Annotated in this window: 12 protein-coding genes; 11 read left to right on the top strand and 1 reads right to left on the bottom strand. The window is 60.5% G+C overall.

The window, feature by feature from the left end; genetic code table 11:
* The first annotated feature begins 114 nt into the window (after nt 1–114).
* From grpE to QQL85_RS04560, 8 genes are all read left to right on the top strand, one after another.
* Nucleotides 115–672, top strand: coding sequence for a nucleotide exchange factor GrpE (gene grpE / locus QQL85_RS04595; protein WP_284353412.1), 558 nt, complete (start codon nt 115–117; stop codon nt 670–672).
* A 101-nt stretch (nt 673–773) separates the two neighbouring features.
* Nucleotides 774–2,699, top strand: a complete 1,926-nt coding sequence (dnaK, locus tag QQL85_RS04590) for a molecular chaperone DnaK (RefSeq protein WP_284353413.1) — start codon at nt 774–776, stop codon at nt 2,697–2,699.
* 196 nt (nt 2,700–2,895) lie between these two features.
* Entirely contained in the window at nt 2,896–4,020 is a 1,125-nt protein-coding gene (gene dnaJ, locus QQL85_RS04585) for a molecular chaperone DnaJ (protein WP_016501649.1), read from the top strand.
* Between the two features lie 13 nt (nt 4,021–4,033).
* Nucleotides 4,034–4,840 (top strand): 4-hydroxy-tetrahydrodipicolinate reductase, encoded by an 807-nt coding sequence (dapB, locus tag QQL85_RS04580; RefSeq protein WP_284353414.1) that lies wholly within the window; start codon nt 4,034–4,036, stop codon nt 4,838–4,840.
* A 265-nt stretch (nt 4,841–5,105) separates the two neighbouring features.
* A complete protein-coding gene (carA, locus tag QQL85_RS04575; RefSeq protein WP_284353415.1) occupies nt 5,106–6,242 on the top strand; it encodes a glutamine-hydrolyzing carbamoyl-phosphate synthase small subunit in 1,137 nt (378 codons plus the stop codon).
* 105 nt (nt 6,243–6,347) lie between these two features.
* Nucleotides 6,348–9,569 (top strand): carbamoyl-phosphate synthase large subunit, encoded by a 3,222-nt coding sequence (gene carB / locus QQL85_RS04570; protein ID WP_284353416.1) that lies wholly within the window; start codon nt 6,348–6,350, stop codon nt 9,567–9,569.
* Nucleotides 9,566–10,048, top strand: coding sequence for a transcription elongation factor GreA (gene greA, locus QQL85_RS04565; protein ID WP_284353417.1), 483 nt, complete (start codon nt 9,566–9,568; stop codon nt 10,046–10,048). Before carB ends, greA begins: the two co-directional genes overlap by 4 nt.
* A complete protein-coding gene (locus QQL85_RS04560; RefSeq protein ID WP_284353418.1) occupies nt 10,026–10,475 on the top strand; it encodes an MFS transporter in 450 nt (149 codons plus the stop codon). The genes greA and QQL85_RS04560 overlap by 23 nt, the downstream gene beginning before the upstream one ends.
* Nucleotides 10,476–10,487: 12 nt before the next feature.
* Here QQL85_RS04560 and yhbY read toward each other — a convergent pair whose 3' ends face one another.
* The gene (yhbY, locus tag QQL85_RS04555; protein WP_003249945.1) at nt 10,488–10,796 is read right to left on the bottom strand and encodes a ribosome assembly RNA-binding protein YhbY; all 309 of its coding nucleotides are present in this window, start codon (nt 10,794–10,796) and stop codon (nt 10,488–10,490) included.
* Between the two features lie 102 nt (nt 10,797–10,898).
* On the opposite strand from yhbY, the gene rlmE reads away from it, so the two are divergent.
* The 3 genes from rlmE (at nt 10,899) to folP (ending at nt 14,493) form a co-directional block, all read left to right on the top strand.
* Nucleotides 10,899–11,525, top strand: coding sequence for a 23S rRNA (uridine(2552)-2'-O)-methyltransferase RlmE (gene rlmE / locus QQL85_RS04550; RefSeq protein WP_012274251.1), 627 nt, complete (start codon nt 10,899–10,901; stop codon nt 11,523–11,525).
* A 203-nt stretch (nt 11,526–11,728) separates the two neighbouring features.
* On the top strand, nt 11,729–13,633 hold the full coding sequence (gene ftsH / locus QQL85_RS04545; protein WP_284353419.1) for an ATP-dependent zinc metalloprotease FtsH: 1,905 nt from the start codon (nt 11,729–11,731) through the stop codon (nt 13,631–13,633).
* 8 nt (nt 13,634–13,641) lie between these two features.
* On the top strand, nt 13,642–14,493 hold the full coding sequence (gene folP, locus QQL85_RS04540) for a dihydropteroate synthase (protein ID WP_284353420.1): 852 nt from the start codon (nt 13,642–13,644) through the stop codon (nt 14,491–14,493).
* Nucleotides 14,494–14,509: the final 16 nt, after the last annotated feature.

The raw sequence follows: 14,509 nt of genomic DNA, 5'->3' as shown, positions 1-14,509 counted from the left end.
CTGTTGCTACCCGGAAGCCACCTTGCCCCTTGAAGCTGGTTTTTCCGGCCCCATATAGCCGACATCAAAGGCGAGCCTGGCTCGCAGTCCACAAAATTGCGCAGGAGAGACCCCATGGCTGACGAACAGCTGAACGAGAAAGACCTTAACGTTGAAGAAGCTGGTGCAGAAACCACTGCTGACGCCCGTGTTCTGGAACTCGAGGAACAGCTGGCCGCCGCCAAGGATCAGTCGCTGCGCGCTGTAGCCGACTTGCAGAACGTGCGCCGTCGCGCCGAGCAGGATGTCGAGAAAGCCCACAAGTTCGCCCTGGAGAAGTTCTCCAACGACCTGCTGCCGGTCATCGACAGCCTGGAGCTGGCCTTGGCGCACTCCAATGACGAAGACGAGCAGGTCAAGGCCATCCGCGAAGGTGTCAAGCTGACCCTCAAGATGTTCCAGGACACGCTCAAGCGCTACAACCTTGAGGCTGTAGACCCGCATGGTGAGCCGTTCAACCCTGAGCACCATCAGGCCATGGCCATGCAGGAAAGCGCTGACGTCGAGCCAAACAGCGTGCTGAATGTGTTCCAGAAGGGTTACCTGCTGAACGGTCGCCTGCTGCGCCCCGCCATGGTGGTGGTCAGCAAGGCGCCGAGCGCGGCGCAACCCTCGATCAATGAAAAGGCTTGAAATCCGTCAGGGCATCCCCATCTAGGTGTCAAGCCTTCAAGTATTACCGCAGTTGGCCAAAGTAGTCGCTGCTACCAAATTCAAGTTTCGGGAGAGTTAACATGGGCAAAATCATCGGTATCGACCTGGGGACCACCAACTCGTGCGTCTCCATTCTGGAAAACGGTAACGTCAAAGTCATCGAAAACGCCGAAGGTGCGCGTACTACCCCTTCGATCGTGGCCTACGCCAACGATGGCGAAATCCTGGTGGGTCAGTCGGCCAAGCGCCAGGCTGTCACCAACCCGCACAACACCTTGTTCGCGGTAAAACGCCTGATCGGCCGTCGCTTCGAAGAGCAGGTCGTGCAGAAAGACATCGAGCTGGTTCCGTACAAAATCGCCAAGGCCGACAACGGTGACGCCTGGGTTGAAGTGAACGGCCAGAAAATGGCTCCGCCGCAAATTAGCGCCGAAGTCCTGAAGAAGATGAAGAAAACCGCCGAAGACTACCTCGGCGAGCCAGTGACCGAAGCGGTCATCACCGTGCCGGCCTACTTCAACGACAGCCAGCGTCAGGCAACCAAAGACGCCGGCCGCATCGCGGGCCTGGACGTAAAACGCATCATCAACGAACCGACTGCTGCTGCGCTGGCCTACGGCATGGACAAGGCCAAGGGCGACCACACTGTCATCGTTTATGACCTGGGTGGCGGTACCTTCGACGTTTCGGTCATCGAAATCGCCGAAGTTGACGGTGAGCACCAGTTCGAAGTACTGGCTACCAACGGCGACACCTTCCTGGGTGGCGAAGACTTCGACATGCTGCTGATCGACTACCTGGTCGAAGAGTTCAAGAAAGAGTCCGGCATGAACCTGAAGGGCGACCCGCTGGCCATGCAGCGCCTGAAGGAAGCCGCTGAAAAGGCCAAGATCGAGCTGTCGTCTGCCCAGTCGACCGACGTCAACCTGCCGTACATCACTGCAGATGCCACCGGTCCTAAGCACCTGAACGTGAAAATCTCCCGCGCCAAGCTGGAGTCGCTGGTTGAAGGCCTGGTGCAGCGCACCATCGAGCCTTGCCGCATTGCTTTGAAAGATGCTGGCATCGACGCCAGCAAGATCGACGACGTGATCCTGGTCGGCGGCCAGACCCGTATGCCGCTGGTTCAGAAAACCGTTGCTGACTTCTTCGGTAAAGAAGCCCGCAAAGACGTCAACCCGGACGAAGCCGTCGCCATGGGTGCTGCCATCCAGGGTGCTGTTCTGGCTGGTGACGTGAAAGACGTACTGCTGCTGGACGTCAGCCCGCTGACCCTGGGTATCGAAACCATGGGTGGCGTGATGACTGCGCTGATCGAGAAAAACACCACCATCCCGACCAAGAAGTCGCAGGTGTTCTCGACTGCCGATGACAACCAGGGCGCCGTGACCATTCATGTGCTGCAAGGTGAGCGTAAGCAGGCCGCGCAGAACAAATCGCTGGGCAAGTTCGACCTGGCTGACATTCCGCCAGCTCCGCGTGGCGTGCCGCAAATCGAAGTAACCTTCGACATCGACGCCAACGGTATCCTGCACGTCAGCGCCAAAGACAAGGCCACTGGCAAGTCGCAGTCGATCGTGATCAAGGCCAACTCCGGCCTGTCGGACGAAGAAATCGAGCGCATGGTGCGTGACGCCGAGGCCAATGCCGAGGAAGACCGCAAGTTCGAAGAGCTGGCCGCTGCCCGTAACCAGGGTGATGCGCTGGTTCACTCGACCCGCAAGATGGTCGCTGACGCAGGTGACAAGGTTACTGCCGAAGAGAAAACCGCCATCGAGGCCGCTGTTGTTGCCCTGGAAGCCGCTGTCAAAGGCGACGACAAGGCTGCAATCGATGCCAAGGTCGAAGAGCTGTCCAAGGTCTCTGCCCCGGTTGCCCAGAAGATGTACGCCGAGCAGTCGGCTGAACAACCTCAGGGTGGCGCGCAGCAGGCCGAGCCGGAAGCCAAGCACGATGACGTGGTTGACGCCGAGTTCGAAGAAGTGAAAGACAACAACAAGCAGTAATCCCTGCATGTTGTCGGCCAGTTCACCGCCGTTTGGCGGTGAGCTGGTAGGATGTCGCCGCGCGGGGGCTTGCTCCCGCGTTGGCGTATCTGGAATTCGAGAATTTTTACAGCATCTGTCGGCGGCCCTTGGTGGGACAGGCAGGTGCTGACGGCGCGGCGCAGATGCCAGACGCCCAACAAGGTGCAAATGACCTATGTCCAAGCGTGATTATTATGAGGTCCTGGGTGTCGAGCGCGGCGCCAGCGAAGCTGACCTCAAGAAGGCTTACCGCCGACTGGCGATGAAGTACCACCCGGACCGCAACCCGGGCGACAAAGAGTCGGAAGACATGTTCAAGGAGGCCAACGAGGCCTACGAAGTGCTGTCGGATGCGAGCAAGCGTGCGGCGTTCGACCAGTACGGTCATGCCGGCGTGGACCCAAGCATGGGCGGCGGCGGTGCAGGCTTCGGTGGTGCCAACTTCTCCGACATCTTCGGCGATGTATTCAGCGACTTCTTCGGTGGTGGTCGTGGTGGTGGTCGTGGCGGTGCCCAGCGCGGCAGCGACCTTCGCTATACCCTGGAGCTGAACCTGGAAGAAGCGGTGCGTGGTACTACGGTCAGCATCCGCGTGCCTACCCTGGTCAACTGCCAGCCTTGTGATGGCTCCGGTGCCAAGAAGGGCTCGACCCCTTCGACCTGTCCGACCTGCGGCGGCATCGGCCAGGTGCGCATGCAGCAAGGCTTCTTCTCGGTGCAGCAGACCTGTCCGCGCTGCCATGGCCAGGGCAAGATCATCACCGACCCCTGCACCTCGTGCCATGGCGAAGGCCGTGTCGAAGAGTACAAGACGCTGTCGGTCAAGGTGCCGGCAGGCGTGGATACCGGTGACCGCATTCGCCTGTCGGGCGAAGGCGAAGCGGGTACCCATGGGGGGCCGACGGGCGACCTGTATGTGGTGATCAGCGTGCGAGAGCACGAGATCTTCCAGCGTGATGGCAAGCACCTGTATTGCGAAGTGCCGATCAGCTACACCGATGCAGCCTTGGGCGGCGAGCTGGAAGTGCCGACCCTTGATGGTCGCGTGAAGCTGAAAATTCCGGAAGGCACCCAGACGGGCAAGCAGTTCCGTCTGCGTGGCAAGGGTGTGGCGCCGGTGCGTGGTGGTGGGGCGGGAGATCTGCTCTGCCGTGTGGCGGTGGAAACCCCGGTCAACCTCAGTCGTCGCCAGCGCGAGCTGCTCGAAGAGCTGCGTGATTCGCTGGAAGGTGACAGCTCCCACTCGCCCAAGGCCAGTGGCTGGTTCGATGGCGTGAAGCGCTTCTTCGGCGATCTCTGACAAGGAACAAGCTATGCGACGTATTGCGGTAATGGGCGCGGCAGGGCGCATGGGCAAGGTGCTGATCGAGGCTGTGCAGCAGCAGGCGCCAAAGGCAGGCCTGACGGCGGCCATCCATCGCCCGGATAGCACCTTGGTAGGTGCCGATGCTGGTGAGCTGGCTGGCCTGGGGCGTATCGGTGTGCCGATTTCCGACGACCTGGCCAAGGTGGTTGATGAGTTCGACGTGCTGATCGACTTCACCCATCCTTCGGTGACCCTGAAGAACCTGGCGTTCTGCCGCAAGGCGGGTAAGGCCATGGTGATTGGTACCACCGGTTTCACGGCAGAAGAGAAAGCGCTGCTGGTGGAGGCGGGCAAGGAAATCCCGATCGTGTTCGCGGCCAACTTCAGCGTTGGCGTCAACCTGTGCCTGAAGCTGCTGGATACCGCGGCGCGCGTGCTGGGTGATGACGTGGATATCGAAATCCTCGAAGCGCACCACCGGCACAAAGTCGATGCTCCGTCGGGCACTGCGCTGCGCATGGGTGAAGTGGTTGCCCAGGCGCTGGGCCGTGATCTGCAGGAAGTGGCCGTTTATGGTCGCGAAGGGCAGACCGGCGCGCGTGATCGTCAGACCATCGGTTTTGCCACGGTGCGTGCCGGCGATGTGGTGGGTGACCATACCGTGCTGTTTGCCGCCGAGGGCGAGCGCGTGGAGATTACCCACAAGGCCTCCAGCCGCATGACCTTTGCCAAGGGTGCCGTGCGTGCGGCGCTGTGGCTGGATGGGCGTGAGCCGGCCTTGTACGACATGCAGGATGTGCTTGAGCTGCGCTAAGCGGCTAAAGTCGTGCTGGCTTCTACGAGGGCAAGCCCGCGAAGGGGTCAGCACAAATGTCAGTCTGTCGCATTCATGTGTTTTAGAGGCACATATGCGGTAGACCCAAAACGCACTTTTCTGTAAGCTACAGCTTTAGTGTGTCCACTAAAAGCGCGCAGCGAATTGAATTCAGCACATGAAAGCGGGGTGACGTGTCCATACGTCACTCCGCTTTTTTGCAACCTGCGATCGCCCTTTCATGCTTGATTTACGGGAGGTCTTCTTGACAAAGCCAGCCATACTCGCCCTTGCCGACGGCAGTATTTTTCGCGGTGAAGCCATTGGTGCCGACGGTCAGACCGTTGGCGAGGTGGTATTCAACACCGCTATGACCGGCTACCAGGAAATCCTTACAGACCCTTCCTACGCGCAGCAAATCGTTACCCTGACCTACCCGCACATTGGCAACACCGGTACTACCCCGGAAGATGCCGAGTCGAACCGCGTCTGGTCCGCTGGCCTGGTCATCCGTGACCTGCCGCTGCTGGCCAGCAACTGGCGTAACACCCAGTCGCTGCCTGAGTACCTCAAGGCCAACAACGTCGTTGCCATCGCCGGCATCGACACCCGTCGCCTGACCCGAATCCTGCGTGAAAAGGGCGCTCAGAACGGTTGCATCCTCGCCGGTGACAACATCAGCGAAGAAGCCGCCATCGCCGCCGCTCGCGGCTTCCCGGGCCTGAAGGGCATGGACCTGGCCAAGGTCGTTTCCACCAAGGAACGCTACGAGTGGCGCTCCAGCGTGTGGGAGCTGAAAACCGACAGCCACCCGACGATCGAAGCTGCCGACCTGCCGTACCATGTGGTTGCCTTCGACTACGGCGTCAAGCTGAACATCCTGCGCATGCTGGTAGCCCGTGGCTGCCGCGTGACCGTGGTGCCAGCCCAGACTCCGGCCAGCGAAGTGCTGGCACTCAATCCGGACGGCGTGTTCCTGTCCAACGGCCCTGGTGACCCCGAGCCGTGCGACTACGCCATCCAGGCGATCAAGGAAATCCTCGAAACCGAGATTCCGGTCTTCGGCATCTGCCTTGGCCACCAGCTGCTGGCCCTGGCCTCCGGCGCCAAGACCGTGAAAATGGGCCACGGCCACCACGGTGCCAACCACCCGGTTCAGGACCTGGACACTGGCGTGGTCATGATCACCAGCCAGAACCACGGCTTTGCCGTTGACGAAGCCACCCTGCCGAGCAACGTCCGCGCCATTCACAAGTCGCTGTTCGACGGCACCCTGCAAGGTATCGAGCGCACCGACAAGAGCGCGTTCAGCTTCCAGGGCCACCCTGAAGCGAGCCCAGGCCCGACCGACGTCGCGCCACTGTTCGATCGTTTCACCGATGCCATGGCCAAGCGCCGCTGAGCATCCTGCTTCAAGGCCCCGGGCCGGCTTGCGCCGCGCCCGGAAGCGCCTGACCCAGATTGTTCAAAGCGGCTTGCCGACTGACCCCGGATTTGAGTGACAACCATGCCAAAACGTACAGACATTAAAAGCATCCTGATTCTCGGCGCTGGCCCGATCGTGATCGGCCAGGCCTGCGAATTCGACTACTCCGGCGCCCAGGCCTGTAAAGCCCTGCGCGAGGAAGGTTTCCGCGTCATCCTGGTGAACTCCAACCCAGCCACCATCATGACCGACCCGGCCATGGCCGACGCCACCTACATCGAGCCGATCAAGTGGCAGTCGGTGGCCAAGATCATCGAGAAAGAGCGCCCGGACGCCGTCCTGCCGACCATGGGTGGCCAGACCGCACTGAACTGCGCCCTGGACCTGGAGCGCCACGGCGTTCTGGAGAAGTTCGGCGTGGAGATGATCGGTGCCAACGCCGACACCATCGACAAGGCCGAAGACCGTTCGCGCTTCGACAAAGCGATGAAGGACATTGGCCTTGAGTGCCCGCGCTCGGGTATCGCCCACAGCATGGAAGAGGCCAATGCGGTTCTCGAGAAGCTCGGCTTCCCATGCATCATTCGCCCGTCGTTCACCATGGGTGGCACTGGCGGTGGTATCGCTTACAACCGTGAAGAGTTCGAAGAAATCTGCACGCGTGGTCTGGACCTGTCGCCGACCAAAGAGCTGCTGATCGACGAATCGCTGATCGGCTGGAAAGAGTACGAGATGGAAGTGGTCCGCGACAAAAAGGACAACTGCATCATCGTCTGCTCGATCGAAAACTTCGACCCGATGGGCGTGCACACCGGTGACTCGATCACCGTTGCTCCGGCGCAGACCCTGACCGACAAGGAATACCAGATCATGCGCAACGCCTCGCTGGCGGTGCTGCGTGAAATTGGTGTTGAAACCGGCGGTTCCAACGTGCAGTTCGGTATCTGCCCGGACACCGGCCGCATGGTCGTCATCGAGATGAACCCGCGCGTATCGCGTTCGTCCGCCCTGGCTTCCAAGGCCACCGGCTTCCCGATCGCCAAGATCGCTGCCAAGCTGGCCATCGGTTACACCCTCGACGAACTGCAGAACGACATCACTGGCGGCCGCACCCCGGCGTCCTTCGAGCCGTCGATCGACTACGTCGTCACCAAGCTGCCACGCTTCGCGTTCGAGAAATTCCCGAAAGCCGACGCCCGCCTGACCACCCAGATGAAATCCGTGGGTGAAGTCATGGCCATCGGCCGTACCTTCCAGGAATCCCTGCAGAAAGCCCTGCGCGGCCTGGAAGTCGGTGCTTGCGGCCTCGACCCGAAAGTCGACCTGGCCAGCCCAGAAGCCGCCAGCATCCTCAAGCGCGAGCTCACCGTGCCGGGTGCCGAGCGTATCTGGTACGTCGCTGACGCCATGCGTTCGGGCATGACCTGTGAAGAAATCTTTGCCCTGACCGGCATCGACATGTGGTTCCTGGTGCAGATGGAAGATCTGATCAAGGAAGAAGAGAAGGTCAAGACCCTGGCCCTGTCGTCGATCGACAAGAACCTGATGCTGCGCCTCAAGCGCAAAGGGTTCTCGGATCAGCGCCTGGCCGTGCTGCTGGGTATCACCGACAAGAACCTGCGCCGCCACCGCCACAAGCTGGAAGTGTTCCCGGTGTACAAGCGCGTCGACACCTGCGCCGCTGAGTTCGCCACCGACACCGCCTACCTGTACTCCACCTACGAGGAAGAGTGCGAGGCCAACCCGTCTACCCGCGACAAGATCATGATCCTGGGTGGCGGCCCGAACCGTATCGGCCAAGGTATCGAGTTCGACTACTGCTGCGTACACGCCGCCTTGGCGCTGCGTGAAGACGGTTACGAGACCATCATGGTCAACTGCAACCCGGAAACCGTCTCCACCGACTACGACACTTCTGACCGCCTGTACTTCGAGCCGCTGACCCTGGAAGACGTGCTGGAAGTGTGCCGCGTCGAGAAGCCGAAAGGCGTGATCGTCCACTACGGCGGCCAGACCCCGCTGAAATTGGCGCGCGCCCTGGAAGAAGCCGGCGTACCGATCATCGGTACCAGCCCGGATGCCATCGACCGCGCCGAAGACCGTGAGCGCTTCCAGCAGATGGTTCAGCGTCTGAACCTGCTGCAGCCGCCAAACGCCACTGTGCGCAGCGAAGAAGAAGCTATCCGCGCTGCGGGCGGCATCGGTTACCCCCTGGTGGTGCGCCCGTCGTATGTACTGGGCGGCCGCGCCATGGAGATCGTCTACGAACTGGACGAGCTCAAGCGCTACCTGCGTGAAGCCGTACAAGTATCGAACGACAGCCCGGTACTGCTCGACCACTTCCTTAACTGCGCCATCGAGATGGACGTGGATGCCGTGTGCGACGGCACCGACGTGGTCATTGGCGCCATCATGCAGCACATCGAACAAGCTGGCGTTCACTCTGGTGACTCGGCGTGCTCGCTGCCACCTTACTCGCTGAGCAAGGAAGTGCAGGACGAAGTCCGCGTACAGGTCAAGAAGATGGCCCTGGAGTTGGGTGTTGTCGGCCTGATGAACGTGCAGCTGGCCCTGCAGGGTGACAAGATCTATGTGATCGAAGTCAACCCGCGCGCCTCGCGTACCGTGCCGTTCGTGTCCAAGTGCATCGGCACTTCCCTGGCCATGATCGCCGCCCGCGTAATGGCCGGCAAAACCCTGAAAGAGCTGGGCTTCACTCAGGAAATCATCCCGAACTTCTACAGCGTCAAGGAAGCTGTCTTCCCGTTCGCCAAGTTCCCAGGGGTTGACCCGATCCTCGGCCCTGAGATGAAATCGACCGGTGAAGTCATGGGCGTGGGTGACAGCTTCGGTGAAGCCTTCGCCAAAGCCCAGATGGGTGCCAGCGAAGTGCTGCCGACCGGCGGTACCGCGTTCATCAGTGTGCGTGACGACGACAAGCCACAAGTGGCTGGCGTTGCCCGCGACCTGATCGCCCTGGGCTTCGAAGTGGTTGCTACTGCAGGCACCGCCAAGGTTATCGAAGCGGCTGGCCTGAAAGTGCGCCGTGTGAACAAGGTGACCGAAGGTCGCCCGCATGTGGTCGACATGATCAAGAACGACGAAGTGTCGCTGATCATCAACACCACCGAAGGCCGCCAGTCGATCGCTGATTCCTACTCGATTCGTCGCAATGCGCTGCAGCACAAGATTTACTGCACCACTACCATTGCGGCTGGTGAAGCCATCTGCGAGGCGCTGAAGTTTGGTCCTGAAAAGACCGTTCGTCGCCTGCAAGATCTGCATGCAGGACTGAAAGCATGAGCATTACCAAGTACCCGATGACCGTCCAGGGCGCTCGCGCCCTGGAAGAGGAGCACCTGTTCCTGAGCAAGACCGAGCGCCCGCGCCTGAGCCAGGCGATCGGTGAAGCACGTGAGCTGGGCGACCTCAAGGAAAACGCCGAATACCATGCTGCGCGTGAAGAGCAGGGCATGGTCGAGGCGCGTATCCGCGATATCGAAGGCCGTCTGCAGAACTCGGTCGTGATCGATGTGGCCACGATCCCTCACACCGGCAAGGTGATTTTCGGTACCACCGTGGTACTGGCCAACACCGAAACCGATGAAGAGGTGACCTACCAGATCGTCGGCGAGGATGAAGCCGACGTGAAACAGGGCAAGCTCTCGAGCGGTGCGCCGATTGCCCGTGCCATCATCGGCAAGGAAGAAGGTGATACTGTCGTCGTCAAGACGCCTAGCGGCACGGTCGAGTACGAGATTGTCGAAGTCAAGCACATCTGACCGGCGCCTGCGGGCGCCATCCCTCGAGGGGATCCTCTGGCAACTGGCCCAGGTTTTCTGGGTCGGTGGCCTGTGGGTGTTTCATGTAGGGTTGGTGCCTGCGCTCAAGGTCAGTGGCCTGGCGCCGCTATTGGTGCAGGATATCGCCGGGCAGATCGACCGCTGGTTGATTGGCGTGGCGTTGCTTGGCTTGTTGACCCAGCTGGCGGTGCTGGCGAGGGTGGACGGCCTGGCAGCCTGGTGGCGGCAGTTCCGTGGCCAGATGCTGCTGCTCGGCTTCGGTGCCTGCGTGGGGTATTACACCTTGCGCTACGGTATTTCCGTGGGCGAGCGTTGGCAGATGTTCTGCTTCCTGGTGCTGGGCTTTTCCGGCATCGTGCTGGTAGCCCAGCCGGTCCCGGTCAGGGCGCGTAAAACGCGCCACTGATCGGAGCCACCATTACTTGTAACGGTGGATGTTGGACAGCTGCTTGTTCGGCTGTGGGTTCTTGCGGTAGATCAGGGCTTTCTTGCCGATGGTCTGCACCAGCTCGGCACGGCCAGCCTTGCACAGCTCGGCAATGGTTTCGGCGCGTTCTTCGCGGTCTTCCGAGCGAATTTCGACCTTGATCAGCTCATGGTCGACCAGCGCGCGTTCCAGTTCGGCGATGACGCCTTCATTCAAACCGTTGCCAGCGACGATCAGGACCGGCTTCAGGTCATGACCAATGGACTTGTATTGCTTCTTCTGCTCGTTATTGAGCGGCATAATCTGACCCTTTCCGTCTGATTCTGTAAAATTGACCGGCATTTTACCCGAGGGCCACCGGCTCCGCCCAGTCAATCACGACGCATATCATCGAGGTGCCCCGTGGTACAACGTTCCAAAAGCAGCGCAAACTGGCTGCGAGAGCATTTTAACGACCCTTTTGTGAAGCAGGCGCAGAAGGATGGCTACCGCTCGCGTGCGAGCTACAAGCTGCTGGAGATCCAGGAGAAGGACCGTCTGATCCGTCCAGGCATGAGCGTGATCGACCTTGGTGCGGCCCCGGGTGGCTGGTCGCAGGTGACCAGTCGTCTGATAGGTGGCCAGGGCCGGTTGATCGCTTCCGACATTCTGGAAATGGACTCGATCGCCGATGTGACCTTCATCCAGGGCGATTTCACCCACGACGAAGTGCTGCAGCGCATTCTCGAAGCGGTCGGTGATTCGCATGTAGACCTTGTGATTTCCGACATGGCCCCCAATATGAGTGGTACGCCTGCGGTGGACATACCGCGTGCCATGTTCCTCTGCGAGCTGGCCCTCGATCTGGCGACCCGCGTGCTCAAGCCCGGCGGCGACTTCCTGATCAAGATTTTCCAGGGCGAAGGTTTTGACGTGTACCTGAAGGACGTGCGCAGCAAGTTCGACAAGGTTCAGATGCGCAAGCCATCGTCGTCGCGAGACCGTTCCCGCGAGCAGTACCTGTTGGGCAGGGGCTTCAAAGGGGCATGAAAGGCGTGAAGCGCGTTGGCCGATAGTTAATTCCAATCGGCCACTGCGTCAGGATTGTCCGAACTTCGTGTAGTCTAGCTTTCACAAAGGGTTACAGACGGTGCCTGCGGCTGCGTAGGTAATGTAGTAAGTTAGGGCGATGAATATCATGCGAGGCACGGCTGCGTCGTGCGCCGGCCTCAGAGGGTAGCGAATTGAACGACATGGCAAAGAATCTGATCCTGTGGTTGATCATCGCAGCTGTCCTGGTGACAGTGATGAACAACTTCTCCAGCCCTAACGAGCCGCAGACCCTCAACTACTCCGACTTCATCCAGCAGGTCAAGGATGGCAAGGTCGAGCGTGTGACCGTCGACGGCTACATCATTACCGGCAAGCGCGCCGACGGTGACAACTTCAAGACTGTTCGCCCGGCCATTACCGACAATGGCCTGATCGGCGATCTGGTCGACAACCACGTCGTTGTCGAAGGTAAGCAGCCTGAGCAGCAGAGCATCTGGACGCAATTGCTGGTAGCCAGCTTCCCGATCCTGGTAATCATTGCCGTGTTCATGTTCTTCATGCGCCAGATGCAAGGCGGTGCGGGCGGCAAGGGTGGGCCGATGAGCTTTGGCAAGAGCAAGGCGCGCCTGTTGTCCGAAGACCAGGTCAAGACCACGCTGGCCGACGTTGCTGGCTGCGACGAGGCCAAAGAAGAGGTTGGTGAGCTGGTCGAGTTCCTGCGCGATCCGGGCAAGTTCCAGCGCCTGGGTGGTCGTATTCCGCGCGGTGTTCTGATGGTTGGCCCGCCCGGTACCGGTAAGACCTTGCTGGCCAAGGCTATCGCCGGTGAGGCGAAGGTGCCGTTCTTCACCATTTCCGGTTCGGACTTCGTGGAAATGTTCGTGGGTGTCGGCGCCAGCCGTGTGCGCGACATGTTCGAGCAGGCCAAGAAGCACGCCCCATGCATCATCTTCATCGACGAGATCGACGCCGTGGGTCGCCACCGTGGCGCCGGCATGGGCGGCGGTCACGACGAGCGTGAGCAAACCCTCAACCAGTTGCTGGTAGAGATGGATGGCTTCGAGATGAACGATGGCATCATCGTGATCGCTGCCACCAACCGTCCGGACGTGCTGGACCCGGCACTGCTGCGCCCTGGTCGTTTCGACCGCCAGGTGGTGGTCGGCCTGCCGGACATTCGCGGCCGCGAACAGATCCTCAAGGTGCACATGCGCAAGGTGCCGGTTGGTGAGAACGTCAACCCGGCAGTCATCGCTCGTGGTACGCCAGGTTTCTCCGGTGCCGATCTGGCCAACCTGGTCAACGAAGCTTCGCTGTTTGCTGCGCGCTCCAACAAACGCCTGGTCGAAATGAAAGAGTTCGAACTGGCCAAGGACAAGATCATGATGGGCGCCGAGCGCAAGACCATGGTCATGTCCGAGAAAGAGAAGCGGAACACGGCCTACCACGAGGCGGGTCATGCCATCGTTGGTCGCCTGGTGCCTGAGCACGACCCGGTCTACAAGGTTTCGATCATTCCGCGTGGCCGTGCCTTGGGTGTGACCATGTTCCTGCCTGAAGAAGACCGCTACAGCCTGTCCAAGCGTGCGCTGATCAGCCAGATCTGCTCGCTGTACGGCGGCCGTATCGCCGAAGAAATGACCCTGGGCTTCGATGGCGTAACTACCGGCGCATCCAACGACATCATGCGTGCCAGCCAGATCGCGCGTAACATGGTGACCAAGTGGGGCCTGTCCGAGAAGCTTGGCCCGCTGATGTATGCAGAGGAAGAGGGCGAAGTGTTCCTCGGCCGTAGTGCTGGTAGCCAGCACGCCAGTGTATCCGGCGAGACTGCCAAGCTGATCGACTCCGAGGTGCGTAGCATCATCGATCAGTGCTATGCCACTGCCAAGCAGCTGCTGGTCGACAACCGCGACAAGCTCGAGGCGATGACGGAAGCGCTGATGAAGTATGAAACCATTGATGCCGATCAGATCGACGACATCATGGCAGGTCGTACGCCCCGCGAGCCGCGTGATTGGGACGATGACAAGAACTCGGGCACGCCCGCGGCCCAGGATGATCGTCCAGAATCGCCAATCGGCGGCCCGGCAGCTCAACACTAAGGGCATCTATGAGCTCAGTGCAGTACCCAACCCGGTTGCCTTGCGGCAACCGGGTTCTTGATTTGTCGCGTACCCATGTCATGGGTATTCTCAATATCACACCTGATTCCTTCTCTGATGGCGGGCGTTTCAGTCAGCGTGATGAGGCGCTGCGCCACGCCGAAGCGATGGTTACCGCCGGCGCCACGCTGATCGACATCGGTGGCGAGTCCACGCGCCCTGGTGCCCGAGCGGTATCGGTGACCGAGGAGCTGGAGCGTGTGGCGCCGATGGTCGAGGCAATCAACAGCCGTCTCGACGTGGTCATCTCGGTCGACACCTCCACACCTGCTGTCATGCGTGAGTCGGCCCGCCTCGGTGCCGGGCTCATCAATGACGTGCGCGCCTTGGAACGCGATGGCGCTCTGGACGCTGCAGCGGATACTGGCCTGCCGGTGTGCCTCATGCACATGCGCGGCGAGCCGGGTAACATGCAGGACGATCCACATTACGATGATGTGACCGCTGACGTTACGCGTTATCTTGAGCAGCGGATGACCGCCTGTGCTGCGGCGGGCATCGATGCGAACAGAATCATCCTTGACCCAGGCTTTGGTTTCGCCAAGACACTGGCGCACAATCTGAGCCTGTTCAAGCACATGGAAGCGCTCTATCGCCTTGGGCGCCCACTGCTGGTGGGTGTTTCACGAAAGAGCATGATCGGCCTGACGCTGGAACGTCCGGTCGGCGAGCGGTTGTACGGTAGCCTTGCGCTGGCGGCGTTGGCCATGACCAAGGGGGCGAGCATCCTTCGTGTCCATGACGTGGCTGAAACTGTCGATGTGGTACGCATGATTGCTGCGGTGCAAAACGCCGAATAAGAACATTGGAGTCCCT

Source organism: Pseudomonas putida (assembly GCF_030159595.1).
Lineage (GTDB): Bacteria > Pseudomonadota > Gammaproteobacteria > Pseudomonadales > Pseudomonadaceae > Aquipseudomonas > Aquipseudomonas putida_AC.
The sequence above is the reverse complement of the archived record's forward strand: the minus strand, read 5'-3'. Positions and strand labels throughout refer to the sequence as shown.